Annotated in this window: 10 protein-coding genes; 5 read left to right on the forward strand and 5 right to left on the reverse strand. The window is 31.2% G+C overall.

What is annotated here, in order from left to right:
• The first annotated feature begins 58 nt into the window (after positions 1-58).
• The 5 genes from Q4Q35_RS07230 to Q4Q35_RS07245 all read left to right on the forward strand — a co-directional run bounded on the left by Q4Q35_RS07230 (position 59) and on the right by Q4Q35_RS07245 (position 8,746).
• Complete coding sequence (locus tag Q4Q35_RS07230; RefSeq protein WP_303277290.1) at positions 59-1,921, forward strand: alpha-L-fucosidase; 1,863 nt, start codon at positions 59-61, stop codon at positions 1,919-1,921.
• Between the two features lie 742 nt (positions 1,922-2,663).
• Entirely contained in the window at positions 2,664-5,006 is a 2,343-nt protein-coding gene (locus Q4Q35_RS07235; RefSeq protein ID WP_303277291.1) for a PDZ domain-containing protein, read from the forward strand.
• A gap of 91 nt (positions 5,007-5,097) precedes the next feature.
• The gene (locus Q4Q35_RS22570) at positions 5,098-5,211 is read left to right on the forward strand and encodes a hypothetical protein (RefSeq protein WP_496559756.1); all 114 of its coding nucleotides are present in this window, start codon (positions 5,098-5,100) and stop codon (positions 5,209-5,211) included.
• A gap of 234 nt (positions 5,212-5,445) precedes the next feature.
• Complete coding sequence (locus tag Q4Q35_RS07240; RefSeq protein WP_303277292.1) at positions 5,446-7,842, forward strand: glycosyl hydrolase family 95 catalytic domain-containing protein; 2,397 nt, start codon at positions 5,446-5,448, stop codon at positions 7,840-7,842.
• Positions 7,843-7,906: 64 nt separating this feature from the next.
• On the forward strand, positions 7,907-8,746 hold the full coding sequence (locus Q4Q35_RS07245) for a 3-keto-disaccharide hydrolase (RefSeq protein ID WP_303277293.1): 840 nt from the start codon (positions 7,907-7,909) through the stop codon (positions 8,744-8,746).
• Positions 8,747-8,909: 163 nt separating this feature from the next.
• Here Q4Q35_RS07245 and Q4Q35_RS07250 read toward each other — a convergent pair whose 3' ends face one another.
• The 5 genes from Q4Q35_RS07250 to nagB all read right to left on the reverse strand — a co-directional run bounded on the left by Q4Q35_RS07250 (position 8,910) and on the right by nagB (position 22,927).
• Positions 8,910-11,054, reverse strand: coding sequence for a putative glycoside hydrolase (locus tag Q4Q35_RS07250; RefSeq protein WP_303277294.1), 2,145 nt, complete (start codon positions 11,052-11,054; stop codon positions 8,910-8,912).
• A gap of 4 nt (positions 11,055-11,058) precedes the next feature.
• Complete coding sequence (locus tag Q4Q35_RS07255; RefSeq protein ID WP_303277295.1) at positions 11,059-13,629, reverse strand: T9SS type A sorting domain-containing protein; 2,571 nt, start codon at positions 13,627-13,629, stop codon at positions 11,059-11,061.
• A 39-nt stretch (positions 13,630-13,668) separates the two neighbouring features.
• Entirely contained in the window at positions 13,669-15,909 is a 2,241-nt protein-coding gene (locus Q4Q35_RS07260; protein WP_303277296.1) for a T9SS type A sorting domain-containing protein, read from the reverse strand.
• Between the two features lie 505 nt (positions 15,910-16,414).
• Positions 16,415-20,533, reverse strand: a complete 4,119-nt coding sequence (locus Q4Q35_RS07265; protein WP_303277297.1) for a hybrid sensor histidine kinase/response regulator transcription factor — start codon at positions 20,531-20,533, stop codon at positions 16,415-16,417.
• Between the two features lie 480 nt (positions 20,534-21,013).
• Entirely contained in the window at positions 21,014-22,927 is a 1,914-nt protein-coding gene (gene nagB, locus Q4Q35_RS07270) for a glucosamine-6-phosphate deaminase (protein ID WP_303277298.1), read from the reverse strand.
• Between the last annotated feature and the right edge of the window lie 457 nt (positions 22,928-23,384).

The raw sequence follows: 23,384 nt of genomic DNA on the forward strand, positions 1-23,384 counted from the left end.
ATCTCTTAATAAGAAGCAATTAAACACATTTTAGAATTATTTATCAATTAGAGTATTTATGAAAAAAATTAAAAAACTATCTATCTATGTTTGTATCACGCTTTTATTTGGTTTGCATTCATGTAAAAAGGCTTCAGAAACAATTCAAATTAGCGAACCAGTTAAAGAGTCCTTCGATCAAACTAGTAAATGGATATTACTCAATAAAACGGATGCTATAAAAGATGGTAATTCTTATTCTTGGGACTTTGAAGTTAAGCACCCTATTATTTATAACGTTCAAGTTCTTTTTACTAAGTTACTAACTAAAGATTTAGAAATAGTAAGGGTAAATGTAGATGAACAAGAAATAAAAGAATCTATCAACGAAAGTTACAAAACATATAAAAATCAAGTAGTTTCAGAATTTGAGAAAACAATTAAATTCAATAAAAAAGGAAAACATATATTGACAATTGAAACTACTGCCGATTTTGAGCAAATTAGAATTGTTCCCAATTTTAGAAACCCAATAGGAACAGGTGAGCACCATGAAGAATGGTTAAAAATGCATCAATCACCAGAGAAACAAGCAGCCCTAGATTGGTTTAAAGAAGCAAAGTTTGGCATGTTTATACATTGGGGTTTATATTCTCAAGCCGGAGGTGTTTGGAAAGGCACTAGGATTAATGATGCGCCTTATCCAGGACCTAAAGTTGCAGAATGGCTTATGCATGCATTCCGAATTCCGAGAGATGAATATGCAACATTAGCAAAAACATTTAACCCTGATAAGTCTTTTGCACAAAACATAGCAAAACTAGCTAAAGATGCAGGGATGAAATATGTAGTCATTACATCGAAGCATCATGATGGATTTGCCTTGTTTGATTCTGAGAGTTCAGATTACGATATGGTAGATGCAACACCTTACAAAGCAGACGCTATAAAAGAATTATACGAAGCTTGTTTAAATGAAGGGATAGATTTTGGCGTGTATTATTCTCATGGAAATGATTGGAAAGATGGTACAGATGGTAATTATGTAAATATTAAAAAAGTGAATGACTCTTTAGGTGTTTTTACGCATCCAATGGGGAAAAATCTTTGGGATCCTAGTCCGAACACCCACGAGGCATATGTGGAAAGTAAAGCGTACCCTCAAATTAATGAACTCGTAAAAGCATTACCAAAACTTCGATTAATTTGGTTTGATGGAGAAGGTTTTATTACAGAAGAACAATCATTCCGATTTTATAAACTAATATTTGATGCTAATCCAAATATATTAGTAAATAGAAGAGTAGGATGGGAGTTTGGTGATTATTTAGATGCAGGAGACAATAAAATTCCTTCTGCAGATGAAACTTTAGAGAAGTATTGGGAGACTTGTGGTACTACAAATAATTCTTGGGGTTACAAATCTTATGATAATGATTGGAAAAGCACAAAAGAACTTTTATACTATTTTGTAGATATTATGTCTAAAGGCGGTAATTACCTTTTAAATATTGGACCAGATGGTGTAGGGCATGTTCCAGAAGCAAGTGCAAAAGGACTACGTGAAATGGGAGCATGGATACAAATTAATAGTGAAGCTGTATACGGAACTTCTCGTTGGAAAACTCCAAATGAAGGGCAAGAAGAAACGCTTTTAGAAGGGACTGGACATAGAGCCGCTAAAGGCTTTAGCCGAAGTTTTACACCTCAAGATTTTTGGTTTACTACTAAAAATAATAAAGTATATGCTATATCTCTCGTTGAAGCCTCTGGAATAATTTCGATAAAAGCTCTAGGGAAAAAAGAAGGCACAATTAAAAGTGTAAAAATCCTTGGTAGTAAAAAAGAAGTGAAATGGAATCAAACAGATGATGGACTTAGGGTTAATTTAAAAGATATACAAACTAATAAAAACGGTTTTGTTGTTGAAGTAAGTTTTTAATAAAATGAAAAATAATTAAAAAAAAGATCACTCATTTTTATTTTTTTGTTCTTAATAGAATAATCTACGATCAAATTTAAGGGATAAATTATAAAAGAATATTAGAAAGTTATTATACTGTTGCAAGTACTGACTTTAAAAAAAATGTATATTCTCAAGAAAATATGACTGCTCAAAATATGTAAATACAATACTTGAACATTTTTAGTTATAGAATATTTTTTACCACTAGGAATTCAACTTAACTTATTTGAATCTTGAAGTAGAATACTAAAAAGCCTTATGAGAAGGAAGGAGTCGAAAAGAGCATAAAACAATCTTGTCTGGTTATAGAAAAGAGAAAAAGAATAGAAAATTAATAATACTGAAATTAACTTTGGCTTATAGAAAAAGGTAGCAATTTAAAATTGCTACCTTTTATTTTGCTAATTCTAACGATAGTATGTGTATTATATAATAACTTAATCTTCTCACGAACAATAATATTTTTTTAATAAACCGTAAACTTATAAAACAAATTAAAAGAGGGGAGAACAACACAAGGTGAAATTCAAGAAAATGGTGATAAAACTATTGAATGGCCTCAAACAAACTCTTTATTTTACTAGTTTTGAAATGTTTGGTTTGTATATGTAATATTTGAAATAAATGTAGTTATTTTACATAAAAAATAGGGTTTTTACAGATACGTTTAAATTAACGAAATATAAATTTGATTTTAAAAATGAAAAAAGTGTTATGTATGAGTTTTTTATTTTTGTTAACTATCATTTTTCATGGTTGCAAAAATAAAACAATAGATATTTATGTTAGCCCATTAGGCAATAATACCAATGATGGAACAAAAGAAAAGCCTCTAAAAACATTAAAAAGTGCCTTAGATAATGCCCTGTCAATTATAAGAAATGAAAGCGATTATATTAAAATACATCTTCTAGAAGGTGATTATCATTTATCATCTACTTTGGTTATTACATCTCAATTAAATAATATAAATATTGTTGGAGAAGGAGTAGACAAAGTTACAATCAAAGGTTCAAAAATTATTGACACGAAATGGGAGTCTTTTAATGAAAATATTTTGGTCACTAATATTGATTCTACATTAGATTTTAATCAACTATTTATTAATGGCGAAGAGCAAATTTTAGCAAGGTACCCGAATTATGATGAGAATGGACGCTATTGGCAAGGCTACGCAGAAGATGCTATAGATAAAGAGCGCATTTCTAATTGGAAAAAACCAAAAGGCGGTTTTGTACATGCTATGCATCGAGGCCGTTGGGGAGGTTTTCATTATGAAATTGTTTCTGTAGCAGAAGATGGTGAGTTAGAATTAAAAGGGGGGCATCAAAATAATCGTCCATCACCAATGCATGCCAAATATAGAATGGTAGAGAATGTATTTGAAGAATTAGATAGTGATAAAGAATGGTATTTAGATAAAACAAATCATAAACTGTATGTTTGGAAAAATAGTGATACAGATTTAGCAAATGCCAAAATTGAAGTAAGTGTTTTAAAACACCTTATAGAAATAAAAGGAAACACAGAAAACCCTGTGAAAAATGTAAATATCTCGGGTGTTAATTTTCAACATGCTTCACGTACTTTTATGGAACAATATCATCAACTTTTGCGTAGTGATTGGACCATTTATAGAGGAGGCGCTTTATTACTAGATGGTACAGAAAATGTTTCCATTAATGATTGCGAATTTACAAATCTTGGTGGTAACGTTATTTTTGCAAATGGTTATAATAGAAACATAGAAATTACTGGTAACCATATATATAATTGTGGTGCATCTGCAATCTCTTTTGTTGGTGACTCAACAGCAGTGCGCTCACCATCGTATCAATACAGAGAGTTTGTTCCTATGAAAGATATGGACACCATTACAGGGCCTAAAAATGAGTTATACCCTTCTAACTGTAAAGTGGAAGACAATTTAATATATAAGATTGGACGTATTGAAAAGCAAGTTGCTGGAGTACAGATTTCCATGGCTATGAAAATTCATGTAAAAAACAATAGTATTTATGATGTACCTCGCTCTGGAATTAATGTTAGTGAAGGTACGTGGGGCGGTCATATTATTGAATATAACGATGTGTTTAATACCGTTTTAGAAACAAGCGACCACGGTTCATTTAATTCTTGGGGGCGTGATCGTTTTTGGCATCCAGAGTATAATGTGATGGATAGTTTGGTAAAGCAAAACCCAAAAATGCCAATGTGGGATGCTATGCATACTACCATTATTAGAAATAATCGATTTCGTTGTGACCATGGATGGGATATCGATTTAGATGATGGGTCTACCAATTATGAAATTTATAATAACCTTTGTTTAAACAGAGGGATAAAGTTAAGAGAGGGGTATCACCGTGTTGTTAAGAATAATATTATGGTAAATAACTCCTTTCATCCGCATGTTTGGTTTTCAAATAGTGAAGATGTTTTTACAAATAATATTGTCATGAAAAAGTATGCCGATATACGTCTTAAAGGATGGGGGAAAGAAGTGGATTATAATTTATTTCCAACCGAAACAGCCTTGAAAAAAGCACAGAGTAATAGTACGGATGCAAATAGTTTATACGGCAATCCATTATTTATAAACCCTAAGAAAGGAGATTTTACAGTAAAAGAAAATTCACCAGCCTTAAAAATTGGTTTTAAAAACTTCCCTATGGATCGTTTTGGTGTTCAAAAACCAGAACTTAAAGCTATTGCTAAACAACCAGAAATTCCAAACTTACAAATTGAATCTTCAGAGAAAGAGGGGACAAAAACTAAAAATTGGTTAGGAGCAACTCTTAAAGAGATTGAAACCATTGAGGAACAATCTTCTTTCGGAACGCATAGTATGGATGGTGTTATCATTTTAAAAATAGATAAGAACAGTAAGTTGTCGAAATCATCTATTAAAGAAGGTGATGTCATTATTGGTGTTGAGCAAGAAAAAGTCAAAAACATATCTAATTTTATAGACACTTATAAAAAATATGATTTCAGTGAAAACACGACATTTAATATAGTAAGAAATCAGAAAGAAATGGAAATAGAGTTTAAAAAATAATTATGAACTCTGTATAAAAAAACATAGCTTCTATGATATCTTATAACCTTTTTACTAGGGATTAATATATCCTTTTTTAAATGGTTATATGATGGCAGATGAAATGCTTATAATGAAAAAAATTAATGATAGGTTACTTAGTAATCCTATTCCAAGTTACGAACCTTATGTAAGGCCTGAAGGTGCGTCTTTGGTTGGAGAGTAAAATCCAATATAATATTGATACTTTAAATTTTAAGAGATTCTTAGCCTGTAGCAGCTTAATGCCTTTATAGGAAAAATGGAGAAAAATTAATCTTATGTTCGTTTACAGAAAGCAATAGCAAGATTAGAGAAAGAGATTTATACTTATATAAAACATCTTTGTAAATATGTTGCATAATAAATATGTGACAATTTATAGAAACAACATTTTTACTAATTACAACTTACAATTTCAATGTCCAGTTTAAAATTTAAAACACTGTGTTTTTTTAGTGTTATTCTTTTTTCGATTCCAATTTTTTCACAGAAGAAACAAGTCGATTTTAAAGTTGATTACAAATCTTTTCTATCAAAACATGATATGCTTTGGGATGTTGTTCCCGATAAATGGCAAACAGCACCGTATACAGGTAATGGAAATGTTGGGTTTCTTTTTTATCAAACAAAAAAGAAAGGAAATAATGTGATGTCTGTTTACGTAGGCAGACATGATTACTATGACCATAGAGAAGCTAAAACTAAAGACGAAGAAATGCTATGGATAAAGCGCAGTAGGTTGCCTTTAGGTCATTTTGATTTGGTTTCGAAAGGAAAAGTAATAGGAGTTGATATGCGTTTAAGTTTATGGAATGCAGAATTAACCGGAACAATCACGACATCGAAAGGGACTTATGAAATTAGAGGATTTACGCATAGCGAAAAAGATATTATTTATTTTGAAACAAATGCAGGTAAGGATGAAAAAATAGAAATGACATGGTATCCTGAAGCTCCAATACCTCCAGTATATGAAGCACTTGAAAATGGAGGCGGACCAAAAGGAAGTGCTTGGGATAAAATGCGTGCAACACATTTAGAAATGCCTCCAAAACCAACATTTAGTTCAAAAAACGGTTATGATTTTTGTTATCAACCCTTGTTTAATAATAGAGGGGAAACCACAACAGGATGGAAAATTACAGGTAACCCTTCGGGGAAACAACAATTAATTACGAGCGTTCACCACAGCTATCCCGAACATAATTCTTTAGAGATTGTAACTAAAAACTTGACAGTTGCAGAAAAACTTATGGAAGAAAATAGTTTTGTGACTTCTCATCAAAAATGGTGGCATGATTATTATCCTCTAAGTTTTTTAACCATCAACGATGCTGAAAAAGAATCGTTTTATTGGATACAAATGTACAAATTGGCATCTGCCGTACGAGGTAATGGGCCTATTTTAGATTTAATGGGACCATGGTACAATAGAACGTTTTGGCCTATGGTTTGGGGCGATTTAAATGTGCAATTAATTTATTGGACACATTTAACGGCAAATAGAATGTCTATAGGAGAATCTTTACCAAATAATATTGATAAATATGCTGAAAATTTAGAAGGAAATGTTCCGGATAGATGGAAAAATAGTGCTGCCGTGGCAGCTTTGTTGCCTCAAGACTTAATAGCTTATAATGGTGCAAAAGTACCCGATATGTTAGCATGGATGCTAAACGATTATTGGTTGCATTGCAAATTTGCTGGAGATGATATTCGTATGCGTGATAAACTATTTCCTATATTAAAAAAGACAGTGAATAGTTATTTGAATTATATAAAGGAGAATCCTGTAGATTCCAATGATGGAAAAATACATATTAAAAATAGTTGGTCTCCAGAATATAAACCTGGACACGGTCAAGATATAAATTTTACACTAGCATTAATCCGATGGAGTTGTCAGACTTTAATTGATATTAATAACGAACATGCTTTAAATGATCCATTACTAAAGGAATGGGAGTATCTGTTAGATAATTTGGTGGAATTTCAAATTGATGAAAATGGACTTAGAATAGGAAAAGATATTCCTTTTTCTTTACCCCACCGCCATTATTCTCACTTGTTAGCTTTTTATCCCTTAATGGTTATTAGTCCAGAAAACGAAGCGGATAAAAAACTATTACGTACCTCACTAGACCATTGGTTGGATGTTACGTTTAATAGTGGAATAGCAATAAAAGCAATGCCAGTAACAGGTTATACCGCAACTGGTGCTTCCTCCATGTACGCCTGTTTAGGAGATGCTGAAAAAGCCTATTACTACCTTGATTTTTTAATAAAGCATAAAAATATTTCATCAACAACTATGTATGCTGAGGGGAAAAGTAACCCTGTTATTGAAAGCCCTTTGTCTTTTACAACAAGTTTGCATGATATGATGCTTCAAAGTTGGGGAGGAAAAATAAGAGTGTTTCCTGCGAGTCCTAAAAAATGGGAAGACGTTGCGTTTCATGATTTAAGAACACAAGGTGCTTTTTTAGTTAGTGCAAAAAAGGTAAATGGCACTACAGAATTTGTGTCTATAAAAAGTTTAAAAGGAAATATTTGTACAGTGCAGATAGATATTAAAAACCCTAAATTTTATATTAATGGTAAAGAGCGTTTTATAAAAAAGGGAAAGGATGGTTTTTATACTATTGATTTGAAAGTAAATGAATCCGTAATTATTACTTCAAAAGATATAAGCAATGTTAATCTAACTATTGAAGAATTACCTAAAAGTGATGATGAAATAAATTTATTTGGATATAGCTCTAGAACAAAAAGATTACCAAGTCATCAATATTATTCATCATTTCAAAATGATTAATTATGTATGAACGCATCAAAAATTTAACTTTAATCATAGGGATTATTTTAAAAATTATAAAAAAATGAAAAAACCAAACTTTACCCAAATGTTGAAACTAGTCTTGTCTTTTGGTTTAATAATTATTTTTTTAGAGTGTGCTCAAAAAGTAACCAATATTGGTGAAGACGAAGGCTTTAAAAAAATATTTAATGGCGAAAATTTAGAAGGTTGGTATTTGAAAATTAGAAGTGGAGATGAAGAAATGGCAAAAAAAATATTTGCTGTAGAAAACGGAGAGATTCATGTGTTTAACAAAGATTTTCCAAAAGAATATAAATTAAATACAGGGGAGAATGATACGCATGGACTTATATATAGTAAAAAAGCGTACAATAAATACATATTAAGATTTGAATATAAATGGGGTGATAGAATAGCCAATAATTTTGGAAGATGGCAATATGATGCAGGTGTATATTACCATGTAACTAATGATGCTGTTTGGCCTGTAGGGATAGAGTACCAAATACGATATAATCACTTAAATAATAAGAATCATACAGGAGATTTAATTAGACCTAAAGGAGTAAATTACGATTGGTATAGTACAACAGACGGTAAAACGTTTTTACACCCAGATGATGGAGGAATACCCGAACAAAAAAGACATTGGTTGCACTTTGCGAAACCTACCCAGAATTTTAATGGGGTAAATAACCAATGGAATAAATGTGAGATTATTGTTATGGGTGATAAGTACTCTATTCATAAATTAAATGGTGAAATTGTAAATATGGCTTTTAATTTGAAACCAAGTTCTGGGATTTTTGGGTTTCAATCAGAAACTGCAGAAATTTATTATCGAAATATAGAGATCAAAGAATTTGATAAATTCATACCTATCGAACATTTTTTGAAATAAAAAAAGTATAGGGTAAAGGCGGACAGATTTGTTCCTTTATTGGAACGTATGAAGAAGGTATTCCATCAAGTTTTTTTGTACAAAAAGAGATCGTCTAGAAAGTAATTTCTAGACGATCTCTTTTTTATAAAATAATTGACGTTAAATATAAAATTTCATCACTTTATTTTTTTACAAAACGAAAAGACTGCTTTTTATTGTTTTCAAAAAGAACTTTAATAATAAAGGTTCCGTTTTTTAAATTAGATATATCATATTCATTTTTGTTTTCAGAAAATGACATGATTTTTTGACCTAAAGTATTAAAGATTGTTGCAGATTTTATTTTTTGAGATAAGCTAAATGTATTATCTATAGGGTTAGGGTATAGATCGATAGGATTATTAAAATTGATATCATTATTTATAGATAGGGTAGTAGGGTCTATCGTTTTATCTACCCAATTAAAAACAGTTTCTTTAGTCTCTAGATTAACCGAAACATCTAGGTTTTCAAAAGAACGTTCATATAGATATCCATTTTTGATAGGGTCGCCTAGAGGAGCCCCTAAGTAATAATGAAACTCGTCTATAAAACTAGTATTCCATAAATCGGAACTAGAGCTTAAAGCATTTACTCCTGTTGTATAACTAAAATAAGCATTCTCTTCTGCAATTATTAAAAAGATTGCTAACGGAAAATAGACATGTTCTTTGGTATAGGCTAATAATTCATCATCATCTGTTGGCTTTTCTTCTTCAGTAGCAGAGCCCGGACTTGTTTGAAAATTTATCATTTTTCCTTTTTGTAATGCTTCTCTCATTAACTGAATAGAAACAGCAATTGCATCTGCATTGGTTTGACCAGCACTAGGGAAATCCCAACGTTCCATATACGAACCATCCATTATGTCCATTAAACCTCTAGAAGCTCCAGCACGTTCATTTCTTAAAGTATTCCCAACTAATAGCTTATTTGGAGGTAACTGATTATATAAATCACTTAACATTCTAGTGTAGTTATTTGATGGAGTAGTACCATCTCCTAAAAAAACATCACCATTAACATCTGGGTTTACTACCTTGTCTACAAAAACACCATCAATAACATCTAAATTGGCCATTTCTAAACAAGTATCAATCCACCAGTCTCTCATACCTTCTACATCTTGATTATACCAATAATATAAATCTTTAAAAAGGTAAATTTCTCCGTTTTCGTATGTGCTCCAAGCAGCTGCATTTTGATCGTATTCTATATTAGCTCTGTAACCACCATAGTTTATATAAGTATTGTAATAAAAAAGCGTAGTTAAGTTTGGGTTTAGAGCTTTAATTCTAGTTGCTGCGTTTTCTATTCCATCTTCGATATAAGTGAATCCTTGAGCGTTCGCTTTTTCTAACATGATTAATTGAAAATTGTCTGCAATATCTTTTATTTGTTGATCTGAAAAAGCTTGTGCGTTCCTTGCAGCTACCCATCTAGGTATTTTATTCCAAGAAAAACTAGGAAATGTTGTTTTATTTTCTGTTTGCGCAGGGTAATCATGATATAGAGTAGGTCCTTTTTCAAAAGTTGAGTAATCGGTTACATCCCACACCGTATTATTTGGTCCATTTATTTTAATATTAAATGTTAATGATGTAATTGCAAATTCACGTGTAACAGTAGTAGGACTACCTGCTCCTGTTACAGAAAACGAATTATTTATACCTGATGGAGAAAAACTCTTATTGCTATCCATTTCAAAAGACTCTAAATTGTTACCAAGACCAAAAATCATGGTATGGTCACGCCCTCCATTAGTCTCAATTAAATCAACAAGCGTAAAATCAGACTCATGAGTGAAATCAGAACTCAGTCCATTAACCATAAAGTTTTTAATTTCATAAACTAATGATTCACCAGGGTCAACATCAAAATCTCCAAAAACGCCCCAAGTATTATTAATTATTGTTACATCAGATTGTGTTCCATAATTTGAAACAGAAGAAGCATTTTCATCTGCACTATAGTTATACATTGCTCCAGTATAACCTTTTACACTTAAGTCAAACGAAACGAGATCATTATTACCATCTTTATTAAAATCACTTCCATTAAAAGTAATTGAATATATTAAATCGTTATTATTTCTAGTTTGAGAGCAATTGATATTCCCAGATGAATAATTTTGAATTATAGATCCATTATTAATAATGATGTCTTCATTAACTTGAGCTGTATCTCCTGCATTGGGATTTAATACAATCCATAAATTTGAAGTTTGAGCATATAAGCATTGATATGCTGTAAAGAGTAAACTAATTAAAAACAATTTTTGTTTCATGTTTTTATTTTTTAATTAACTTGTTGATAATTAGTTTTTCAGGAGTACTTATTTTTACAAAATAAATTCCTGAGTTTAAGTCACTAACAGAATAACTACTTTGTGGTTTGTTAAAGTGCTTTACTTGTTGTCCTGAAATATTATAAATTCTAACACCTTGAATATTAATTGTGTTTAACTGAAATGATGTTTTTACAGGATTGGGATATATGAAAGGTGTTATTTCTTGATTTGAATCTACTTTAGTTTTAGTCTTTAAAGCAGAAGAGCTTGAAGATTCAAAAACTTGAACTTCTGCAAGTGATAAAGAAGCTCCTGTATTACTCCTTACTCTTATTATATTTCCTGCAGCACCATTTGCATTTACAGTAATTGATGGATCTGGGTAACTATTAACCACCTTAGCAAAATTTCTGGTAGACTCATCATAAACTAATACTGTAAAGTTTGATAATCTTGTTAAACAACAACTATCAGTTCTTCCAAAAATATTAATATCTCCTATGTTATATGTATCATCTAATGTTACTTGCCAGTAGGCGTTTGTTTCTGAGGCTGTATGTGTAACTGATCCGTCAGAATAGGCTCCATTTGTGTTATCATCAATAGCTCCTGATGCCACTCCATCATGCAATGTTGAAGATTGTCTTGCAGTACCATTTAAGGCAAGGTTTTTAGGGGCAATTTCTTCACATAATTCACATTTAACGTCAGATTTTAACTCGTCAAAATAATATACCAAATCTTCGTCTAATGTTAGCCCATCTTCATCTATAGGGTTTGTATAGTCTTTAGCAAACATAATATACATTCGGTCATAATCACTTAAGTTATCATCTGTAAACGTAAAACTTAATTCTTCCCATGTATTTGTTTGTGTAAAATAGGCTGTTTTACTTATTTGATTTACAGTATCTGTATTGTCTCCTGCTGCATTTTTAAGGAATAGAGTAACGCTTCTACTTTTTTCATCTAATATATTTATTTCATCTATTGTTTCTGGTTTAAACAAAGCGTTTAAAACGAAAGTCACACTGGAGTTTTCTATAGTACCATCTGTAAAATTGTAATCAATTTGAGCAAATTTATAGTCTCCTGCAGTTTTGATAAATTTATTAGCGATATTTGAAGTAGATCCGTTCGCAGTAATTTCAGCATCTAACGAAAGATCATGATTTTCAGTATATACCCCTCCAACATCTCTATATTTATTTATACCTATAAATGCAGGTAATTCTGTATAATCTAACCAAGAATAATCTGTTTCAATTATTGGCGTTTCCGTTTCGTCAATATTACCATTATATTTCATTGCAGAGCTATACATAAGACCATCAGTCGTATTTACATTTATATAATATACTTGAGCAGCTTCTGGAAGACTTGCAACAATATTTCCAGAATTAACACCTTCTGTAATTGTTGCATTTATTGTTTTCCATTCAAATTCTTCATCAAATTTGCCCCATTCTCTAACGTCTGTACAATAATAAAGTATAGCACTAGTTAAAGCGCCTTCATAATTGTAGTTATAATTTAATTCCAGATTTTCATCAATAGTCTCTGATGTAAATTCTACAGGTTTCAATATTGATGAATCAAATCCAGTAATATAGTTTGCAAAATCATAAATCTCTTCAGGAGTCCATCCAGCTGCATGTCCATGTGGCATAACATCTTCTATTCGTAAATATTTATCTGGACTAGCAGATGCTTCAAAGGTTTCTGTGAAAACATTTAAGGTAAATTGTAAATCTTTATTTCCATTTACAAATAGCATAGGTGCAGTATGTAAGGGTGCATATAATGAAGGTTCCCAATTTTCTAGATAAAAATTCTGTGCAGTTGAAGTCATTCTAGATAGTTGGTTAGAATAAATAGGGGAATCAAATAAATACCCACAACCGTAAACAGGTATTATAAAGTCCAGACGCTCGTCAATACCTGCTAATACAGTGTTATTAATACCTCCCCATGAAATTCCTGTGACACCAATATGATTTGTATCCACATGAGAGGTAAAGTTTGTATCTCTCAATAAACTATTGGCTAACATTGCATTTGCTATTGCATGGTAGAACCATTGATCTCCTAATGCTTCATCATTGTCTGAGAAAAAATATTCTTGAGAAGGGCCTCCATATGTCCATGTTTCAGAATCATCGGGAACCGTTCCTCTTAAAGATAGCGCTATGGCAATATATCCTTTATTTATCCACTTGTCAACCCAAGCTGTGTAGGCTCTACCACCGCCTCCGTGTATTAAAATTACTGCCGGAACTTTTTCGCCTTCAACTAAACCTTCTGGTTCTCCATACCAACAAAAAACCTTAGTTTTATTTTCTGTATTTAATGCTTTAGAATACGGTAACCCGTCAAAAAACATACCTTTAATAGTTCCAGCTGCAGTAGATGTATTATACGAATCATATGCAGTTGTAAATTCAAAGTTTGGAGCATTGTAGACTCCACTTGCTGTTAAACTATTTTTTATAAATTCTGGACCACTTGTTTGTGAATTTATAGGTGTACAGAATAGAACGATTGCAATAAATTGAATAATATTTTTTATCATTACTTTATATTTTTAGGTTAAGTTTTTACTAAAGAGGGTTTATAATTTAATTAATTTTTTGATAGTCGATTTTCCTACCTCGTCTATTTTTACGTAATAAAAACCCGATATTAAATCTTGAATAGAATACTGGTTTTGAGGCTTGTTATAACTTTTTACTATTTTTCCTGAAATATTGTATATAGTAATGTTTTTAATGTTTTTTGTACCTATAGAGAAAGCGTTTTTTGTTGGGTTTGGGAATAGCAAAATAGGGCTCTCCTCAATTGAAACTGTGTCTTCTTCTGTATCCTTTGTAAATGCAACTTTAGCAGAAGAGCTTGAAGATTCAAAAACTTGAACTTCTGCAAGGGATAAAGAAGCTCCAGTATTACTTCTTATTCTTATTATATTTCCTGTAGCACCATTTGCATTTACAGTAACTGATGGATCTGGATAGCTATTAACCACCTTAGCAAAATTTCTGGTAGACTCATCATAAACTAAGACTGTAAAGTTTGATAATCTTGTTAAACAACAACTATCAGTTCTTCCAAAAATATTAATATCTCCTATGTTATACGTATCATCTAATGTTACTTGCCAGTAGGCATTTGTTTCTGAGGCTGTATGTGTAACTGATCCGCCAGAATACGCTCCATTTGTGTTATCATCAATAGCTCTTGGTGCCACTCCATCATGCAATGTTGAAGATTGTCTTGCTGTACCATTTAAGGCTAAATTTTGATTGCTTTGTACCCATATTTGATTTGTGTAATTGCTAGTAAGAACAACTTTGGTGTTGTCTAAAATTAAATTATCAAGTAATAGATATGAATCGTCTGCAGACATATCTTTGTTGTAAGCATACCCCAAAAGACGCACATATTCAATATCGCTTTCATAAGGTTTATAGGTAAATCTGTTTTGATATGTTGCATATTCGCTGTCTGCTGTTGTATATGGATTTACTAATGCTTCAGTAGTTACATTGTAGTATAAATCTGGAGAAATGTATTCTTCACCAGTAGTAGTGTCTTTCATTAAAAATATTGGAAGCATATCTTCTGTAAAAGAGGTAAACAAAGAGATATCTTGAGATAATCCCTGATTTGAATCTGCCACCGTAACAGATACTGTAGGTGTTGTTTCAGGAACGGGTTCAATAAAACCATAATCGCTATAAGGAGCCAATAAGTTTGCTTTAGTTTGAACAAAATCCCTTGTGCCATTGATATAATATGTCCTATAGTAAAATGTTTCTCCACGTTCTATATTTATTTGAGAAATAATTGTAAACAATGTATAATCACGAGGGTTAGGGTCTCCTCCAACTTGGGCAAGTCTCATAAAAACATTTCTTAATCCATGAGAACTCAGTTCTGTAGTTTTAATGTTATTACCAAAAACCATTCCCATAGATGGAGCCGTATTGCTTATAGTGTCTTGAGACCATATTACATATCCGCCAGTTTCATCAATATCTCTTGTATCTGTACCTTGAGTTGTTCCTGTTTGACCATTTGATATTTCAATACTGCCATCTGGTAATCCTACGAATTTACCACGTAAGCTTGAAGCACGAACACCTCCCCATGGCGCATTGATATGGCTGAGTGTTTCGTCTCCAAAATTTTGAATAATATATGTTACTTCCAAAACACCTTCTCCTATTTCTTTGTATTTGGTTGTATATAAAGTTTCAGATTTATATAATGAAGGAATATGGGCTTGAGTCCCCCAATTACTAACATAATATGCTTTTTCTGTATCGTTATAATATGATGCCATTAATGGGCTATACCAGCTTTCTTGAATTCCATCATTATTATAAGCACCTGCTCCATGAATAAAATAAAATGCTGAAGTGAAATCTCTATTGTTTAGGCTGCCGCTTACAGCAACTGGTTGCCAAACTTCATCTACCCATGTTGATATTTCTTTTGATTGAGGTGGTATGCCTTCTCCATAGGCACTTTTAAAAGAATAAATTTGACCTCCTTGGCCTATACGTAATTCCCAAGAATTCTCGGTTGTAGCAGCATCATGTTGAAGTTTTGCGAGGTATACATGCTGTTCATCTGCAGCTGTAGGGTCTAGCCAATAACTTCCTGAAGCCGAATATTGGGTAGTGAAACTTGTTGTACCACTTTGTTGTAAGAGGTTTCCATAATCTACTGTTGGGATAAATTCAAAAAAGGATTCATCTACAGCTGTTGAAGGGTCAATGTTTATTGGATTTTGGGCAATAACCGATAAACTAAGGATAAGCAATATTGCAGTTAGTTTAACGTTTTTCATTTTTTTTCATTTTTAGAGTTATTTTGTTTTTTAAAATTTCTATTTGAAACGTGTTGAAGCTCTTTTTTAAAAGAACTTGAAAAAGTTTGTGCTAAATTTATTACTATATAAGATTTTATTATTGCTCTAATCCATTATAGTTTTGCTTATTTGTACCATAGTCATTATGTTACTGTTAAATAAGAGGTAGAGAGATAAGAGCTTAATCGAAAATGTAAATAGTTAAAGTGATGCTTCTTAATATATTCTGTTTTTATATGGTAAGAAAAAACACTTCTTTTATGTAAGAATAAAAATCATAGTATTTCAAGATTGACTACTCATTATAAGAAGTCGTTGAAATTAGTTGTAGAATTTTTTTAGTTTAGGTATATAAGTGCGTTTTTTATATAAAATAATGTTAGTTATAAAAACAAAAGAGGTGATTATTGTATTTTACTTAATGGTAATTGATTTTATATTGTTTTAATAAATTTATTATATCTGTTTGTAGAAAGGTTATTTCTTATTGTTTCTTTAAAAACTCTGATGGTGAAACTCCATGTAACTTTTTAAATGAGGTAGAAAAATAAGAGTTAGATTCGATACCTATTTGATACATAACCTCACTAACATTAGTGCCGTCATTTTTACTCAATAATTCTGCTGCCCGTTGGAGCCTGAAATTCCGTAAATATGCATTGGGAATTTGCCCTGTAAGTTGCTTTAATCGTCGGTAAAAATGAGAAGCACTTAAATTCATTTTTATAGATAATTCTTCAACACCAAAATTAGAATCTGAAATATTTTGTTCTATAACTTGAATGATATCATTTAAAAATGCTTTATCTCTAGTAGATAGTTCAATTCCTTTTTTGGGAAGCTTACTGTTTTTGGAAAAATACTCTTTTATTTTTGTATTATTATCGATAAGTTTTTTAATGCGTAATTCTAAAACTTTTATTGAGAAAGGTTTACTTACGTATTCATCAGCTCCAAATTCTAAGCCTTTAATGATATCATCGTTATCTCCTAATGCTGTTAATAGTAATACAGGAATATGGCATGTTTCTGGGTTTGATTTAACTTTTTCGCAAAACGCGAACCCATCCATTTCGGGCATCATAACATCGCTAATTATAAGGCTAGGTTCCTTTAGTTTTATCTTTTCTAATCCCTCTAATCCGTTATTAGCTAATGTTATGTTATATTTTTTAGAAAGCGTACTAGTTAAAAAGTTTTGAACATCTTCTTCATCTTCTACAATCAATAAATGGTGTTCTTTTAGTTCATTATTTGAAATTTTATTTAAAGCTTCATTCTTATATTCGGGAGATAATGGCACCCAATCTTTAATAAACGATTTTGTATTTGTGTTTACTTCAATGCTTTTATAGTCTTCAATGTTCCCCGTGGGGATTAAAATAGAAAATCTTGTTTCAACAAAAGGTTCACTTTTTACAGAAATGTCTCCTTCAAGTAAATTGATAAGTGATTTGCAAAACGCAAGCCCAATACCACCACCACTAACCGTATCGTCATGGTTTCCTAATTGATAAAATCTTTCAAAAATGTTATCTAAATCTTTTGCAGGTATACCTTTTCCATTATCAATAACATCTATTTGTATCATTTTGGTTCCAGAATCCTGAATTATATCAGATTCTATACTAATACTTCCGTTGATAGGTGTATTTTTAAATGCATTAGATAATAAATTAAAGAGAATACGTTCCACTTTTTCAGTATCAATTATGATGTCTTCATTAGGTGAATTGACTTTGTAAAAAAAGTTTATGTTGTTTTCAGTAGCATAATTTTCAAACGCTTCTGTAGTTGGATATATAAAGCCTCCTAAAGTATTATGGCTAAAATTTAAGTCTACATAACCTTGTTCTGCTTTTCTAAATGTTATTAATTGATCTACTAAGCTAAGTAGTCGTTTTGTGTTTTTTTGAATGATGGCTAAATATTTTGTGTTTTCGGAATCTTTATTGAGAGAGATTATATGTTCTAATGGTCCAGTTATTAAAGTTAGTGGTGTTCTAAATTCATGAGAGATATTTGTAAAATATCTAAATTTACCTTGATTGATGGTGTCTAGTCGTTCTTTGTCTAGTTGTTCGTATTTTAAGCGCTGTTTTAACTTTTCGTGCTGAACAAAATAAATAATAATTCCAGCACAAACTAAAACTGTTAGTAAAACAAAAAGTAAATAACTCCACCAAGTTTGATACCATGGGGGTAATATGGTAACATTTAAACTCTTTATTTCTGGGCTCCAAACACTATCACCATTAGCAGCTTTTACTTTAAATACGTAATCTCCAGCAGAAAGATTGGTGTAGGTTATAGTCTTTTTTCCAGTTTGTGCTTCAATCCACATATCATTAAACCCTTCCAATTTATATGCTAATTTGTTTTTGGATGGAGTGGATGTGTGTTTAACTACTAATTGAAATGCTATGGTTTGTTCATTCTGACTTATAGAAATGTTTTCTGTTTCCGAAATGGATTTTTCAAGAATAACTTTGTTGTTAATCTTTTCTCCAATTTCCATGACCTTATTGTTCACTAAAAGTGATGTAATTATAATTTTTGGAGGTGTACTATTTAATTGAATATTTTCAGGTCTAAATATGGTTAAACCATTTAATCCTCCAAAATAAAAATAACCAGAGTTTCCTTTAAAATAAGAAGCTTGTCTAAAATTGTTTTGAGATAAACCATCTCTTACATCAAAAACATCAACATTATCATTTTTAATATTGAATTTAACTAAGCCCATATCTGTGCTAATCCATAAGTCAGACTCATTTTCCTGTAAAATGCCGTAAATGGCATCATCAGGTAAAATATCATTTTTTCTAAAATATTCAGTTTTAGTAGGTAACCCTTGATTATTTAATGTCATTTTATTTATACCTCCTCCAAAGGTTCCTATCCATAAATGATTATTTTCTTTATGAAGAGAAAATATATTATCGTAACTTAACTTTATTGCATCAATGCTATTAGCAGTATATTGTTGCTCTATTATTAGTTTACTTTGTTTAAATAAAACTTTAAGAAGGCCTTTGTAAGTTCCAAGCCAAAAAGAATTTTCCCCATCTTTGAGTACAACATTTGCAAGATTGTTTTTAAAATCTAATTTTGATTTTATTTTTAAAATAGGGTTCGTTTTATTTTTTATTTTTTCCCATGGGTTTTCTATAGCGATAATCTGGGCACCGGCAAAGAGTAGATTGTTTTTGTTAATTTGAATAATATTACGAAACCCGTTTCTGAGGGGAGCGTTTTTGTTATCTTGAAGTATAACTTTTTTGAATTTATTATTTAATGGATTATAAACTATTAATGAATTATCAGAGCTTAGCCATATGTATCCTTTTTGATCTTCAAAGATACAGCGCATAACATCACCTTCGGACCAGGGTAGTTTAGATTGTAAATCTTCAAATTTTAATTTATTAATTGTATTGCTGTTTATGATGCTTTTACTTCTAACTAAAGGAGTGTTATAACCAGATAGCCATAGGTAGCCTCGTTTGTCTTCTATGATTGATGTTATTAGATTATCTGATATTGAAAAGCTGTCATAAGGGTTGCTTGAATAATTAATAAATGGTTTTTGAGTTAGGTCTAGTTTATTAATACCGCCTTGGGCAGTACCAATCCATAATACATCAAAATCATCTTGATACAAGGAGTTAATCTGGTGGCTACTTAAGCCTAATTCGTTTTTTTGATTAAAAGAAAAGTGATCGAATGTATTTTGTTCTTGATTGTATTTATATAACCCATCATCTTTTGTTCCTATCCATACCATTCCTACACGATCTTCAAAAATAGTATTTACCTTTTCTGGTGCAGATTGTTTTTTTGTGTTATTAAATGATTGTATTATGTGTAGCCTATTCTTGTCTAAAGTCGCTTTATATAAGCCCTGATAAGTACCAATCCAAAATATATTATTTATAAGTACAACTGTTGTTATAGGAATATCAGTTAATTTATCGAAACTAGATATTGATGGTACGTCGTCTTTTAAAGATATATTTTTTAAGCCTGTTGAGGTTCCTAAAATCAATGTGTTTTCATCTTTAAAAGCGAATGAATTAATTGTTGGGAATTCTGGGGAACTTTTCAAAATGTTTTCTGACACCTTAAATGTACCGTTTTCAATATCGGCTAGTTCACAGACAAATAAATGATTTTTCCCAGAGAACCATATACGTCCCAAAGGTCCAGATTCTATATGGGTTATTGAAACTTTTTTGGATAATGGAACGGTGTAAAATTTTTCTAACCAAGGTATATATATATTAACGCCTAAGTTTGTACCAATCCATAATACACCTTGCTCATCTTTGAAAAGTGAAAATATATAATTGCTAGATAAGTTGCCGTTGGTTTTAGATTGTGTCGTATATGTTTTAAATTCATAGCCATCATACCTAATCAATCCATTAGGGGTGCCATACCATAGAAAACCATATCGGTCTTGCTCTATTACATTTATGGTATTTTGATTAAAACCTTCTTTGTTGGAGAATCGTTCAAAGTTTTGAGCTTGAACAAAACTCCAAAAATTTATTATAATACCAAATAATATAATAAAGTCGATTTTTCGGTGCCATTTCATAAATGTAAACAATCTATATATTAGATGATTAGAAAGAAAAAGGGCGTTTAGTTACCCAAAGTCACCTTTGTGGTGCGCCACAAACAACCTTTCTTAGATGCTAAATATAACATTGTTTTCGCAAATAATTTCAAAATTAGATACTTACATCAAAATTAAAGAGATTAGTAAAATCAGATCAAAGTGATGAACACCAAAAAGGATTTGATAGCTGATCTCATTTAGTTTCCATGCTATTTTGTCTATTTAGAAGTTAATTTTTCGAGGTATTTGAAATGATCTGAGGCCAGCAAATAGGCTAATCTAAACCATTTAGGGCTAAAAAATTCTTCAGAACTTTCTGGTAAGCAATTATAATCAGTATTAAAAAAAGAAAATCGCCTATAAATTACTTTATAGACGATTTACTTTTTTATATAATCTTGTTTTGAAATAAAGGTTATGTTAAAACCAAAGTGTTATGAAAAACAATGAGAGACGTTAGAAATAATAACGCCTAAAAGCCTCAATAGCAGCATAATCTGCTAAACCAAGATCGTTATATTTTTTTGCTGTTAATCTATTTCTGTCTTCAACTCTTACCCAAAATTCTCTATTGTCATCACCTTGAAACATAACACCATCTTTTTGTGACTGGTGATAAAATATAGCATGTCGCTTTCTTAATACTTGATCTGGGCTTAATGGGACAGCCATTTCAATTTCATACGATTCCCATTCGTGCCATGCACCACGGTATAGCCAAACCCAACAATCGTTCATATAGGGTAGACCTTTCATTTTTTCTAAGGATGCAAATAGCGCATCCAAACAAACTTTATGTGTGCCGTGAGGATCTGCCAAATCTCCGGCAGCATAAATTTGGTGTGGTTTTATGTGTTCAATTAAGCTACACATGATATCTATATCCACTTGAGATAAATTATTCTTTTTTATAGTTCCTGTTTCATAAAAAGGAAGATCTAAAAAATGTACATTAGCATCATCTAATCCTAAATATCGTGTAGCTCCTACAGATTCACTTCTTCTTATAAGGCCTTTTAGTTTCCTTACTTCTACAGAATCAATGGCGTTACCCGTTTTTTTATGTAAATAACTAATAATAGCATTCGCCTCAATGGACTTTGGGTTTAAAGCTTTTGAAATCTCTGCAAACTTTAACGCTTCATCATCAGATACAGCAATGTTCCCCGAAGTTTGGTAAGCAATATGTACGTCATGACCTTGCTGAACTAATCTATCAAATGTACCTCCCATAGAAATAACATCATCATCGGGATGTGGACTAAAAATAATAATTCTCTTTTTTTCTGGAGTAGATCGCTCAGGTCGGTTGGTATCATCAGCATTTGGTTTTCCCCCTGGCCACCCAGTAATGGTGTGCTGTAATTTATTAAACATCTTAATGTTTAAATCGTATGCAGTTCCTTCCTCAGCTAATAAATCAGACATTCCATGATCGTTATAATCTTTGTCTGTTAGTTTAAGAAACGGTTTATTTGTTAACTCACTTAACCATACGACGGCTTTTAGTTCAAGAGCTTCCGTCCATTTACAGGAGGATACTAACCAAGGTGTTTTTACCCTTGTAAGTTCTGATGAAGCTCCTTTGTCTAGTACAAAAGTTGTATTATTATGTTCTTGTAAGTATGTAGCTGGTACTTGAGGTGTAATATCGCCTTCTATAGTCTTTTTTAAAACATTTGCTTTACTAATACCCCAGCCCAAAAGCACAATTCTTTTAGCACTTCTTACTGTTCCTACTCCCATAGTTATGGCTTTTCTAGGTACATTATCAATACCTAAAAATGCAGGAGCAGCATCAACTCTGGTTATATGGTCGAGTGTAATACTTCTGGTGCCTGAATTAAAATGAGATCCGGGCTCGTTAAATCCTATGTGTCCGGTACGTCCTATACCAAGCAATTGAAAATCTAACCCGCCAAGTGATTTGATTTTTGTTTCATAATCAATACAATATTGATACAATTCTTCATTGCTTATTGTACCACTGGGTATATTAATGTTTTCTGGTAAAATATCAACATGATTAAAGAGGTGTTCATGCATGAAATAAAAATAACTTTGGATATTGTCCTTATCCATTGGATAATATTCATCCAAATTGAAAGTAATAACGTTAGCAAAACTTAAGCCTTCCTCTTTATGCATTCTTACCAACTCTTCATAAACTTTTATTGGAGATGAACCAGTTGCTAAACCTAATATACATGGAGTATTTAACGATTGCTTTTCTTTAATTAAACCTGCAATCTCTTGAGCTACTATTATTGAAGCTTCTTGCGACGAGTCAAAAATAACATTATGAATCTTCTCAAAGCGGGTTTCTTCAAATTTACCAGCTTCTTTATACTTTATAAGTTGCGTATTCATCTAAACAATTACTTTTTATTAAATAGTAAAACTATATATTTATTTATCTTTAAGAATTAAAATTTCGACCAATAACTTCTGTTAATAGATAAAAATGGTATAGCTAATATAAATAACTTGATTAATGGGGGTTATTTGTATTTTATCATATTTGTATACTTTTAAAACAAATTAATAATAGGAACTATTAAAAAGACCGATAATTAATTATTATAAATATTCAAAAACAGAACGAACGAACTTTATTTGGTATAGCAATAATAAGTATACTTGTACTCAGTCTAAATTTATAATTAGTTGCGAATAAAATTGCTCCATTTTAAGTTAAAAAAATAACGTTTAAGTTTCGATTTTTTTAATACTTAAACAGATTCCTTGTTATTTTTAAATTATTATGAGTTAGAAATAAGCTCATCAACTTTAGGGTAAGTCAAAATATTGACCAATACCGACTGAT

It is taken from the genome of Flavivirga aquimarina (assembly GCF_030540835.1).
In the GTDB taxonomy this organism is placed as follows: Bacteria; Bacteroidota; Bacteroidia; order Flavobacteriales; family Flavobacteriaceae; genus Flavivirga; species Flavivirga aquimarina.

What these genes read in the sequence shown, in the direction of transcription:
- Q4Q35_RS07230 (WP_303277290.1), top strand. Translation starts at nt 59, where the DNA reads ATGAAAAAAATTAAAAAACTATCTATCTATGTTTGTATCACGCTTTTA.
- Q4Q35_RS07235 (WP_303277291.1), top strand. Translation starts at nt 2,664, where the DNA reads ATGAGTTTTTTATTTTTGTTAACTATCATTTTTCATGGTTGCAAAAAT.
- Q4Q35_RS22570 (WP_496559756.1), top strand. Translation starts at nt 5,098, where the DNA reads ATGGCAGATGAAATGCTTATAATGAAAAAAATTAATGATAGGTTACTT.
- Q4Q35_RS07240 (WP_303277292.1), top strand. Translation starts at nt 5,446, where the DNA reads ATGTCCAGTTTAAAATTTAAAACACTGTGTTTTTTTAGTGTTATTCTT.
- Q4Q35_RS07245 (WP_303277293.1), top strand. Translation starts at nt 7,907, where the DNA reads ATGAAAAAACCAAACTTTACCCAAATGTTGAAACTAGTCTTGTCTTTT.
- Q4Q35_RS07250 (WP_303277294.1), bottom strand. Translation starts at nt 11,054, where the DNA reads ATGAAACAAAAATTGTTTTTAATTAGTTTACTCTTTACAGCATATCAA.
- Q4Q35_RS07255 (WP_303277295.1), bottom strand. Translation starts at nt 13,629, where the DNA reads ATGATAAAAAATATTATTCAATTTATTGCAATCGTTCTATTCTGTACA.
- Q4Q35_RS07260 (WP_303277296.1), bottom strand. Translation starts at nt 15,909, where the DNA reads ATGAAAAACGTTAAACTAACTGCAATATTGCTTATCCTTAGTTTATCG.
- Q4Q35_RS07265 (WP_303277297.1), bottom strand. Translation starts at nt 20,533, where the DNA reads ATGAAATGGCACCGAAAAATCGACTTTATTATATTATTTGGTATTATA.
- nagB (WP_303277298.1), bottom strand. Translation starts at nt 22,927, where the DNA reads ATGAATACGCAACTTATAAAGTATAAAGAAGCTGGTAAATTTGAAGAA.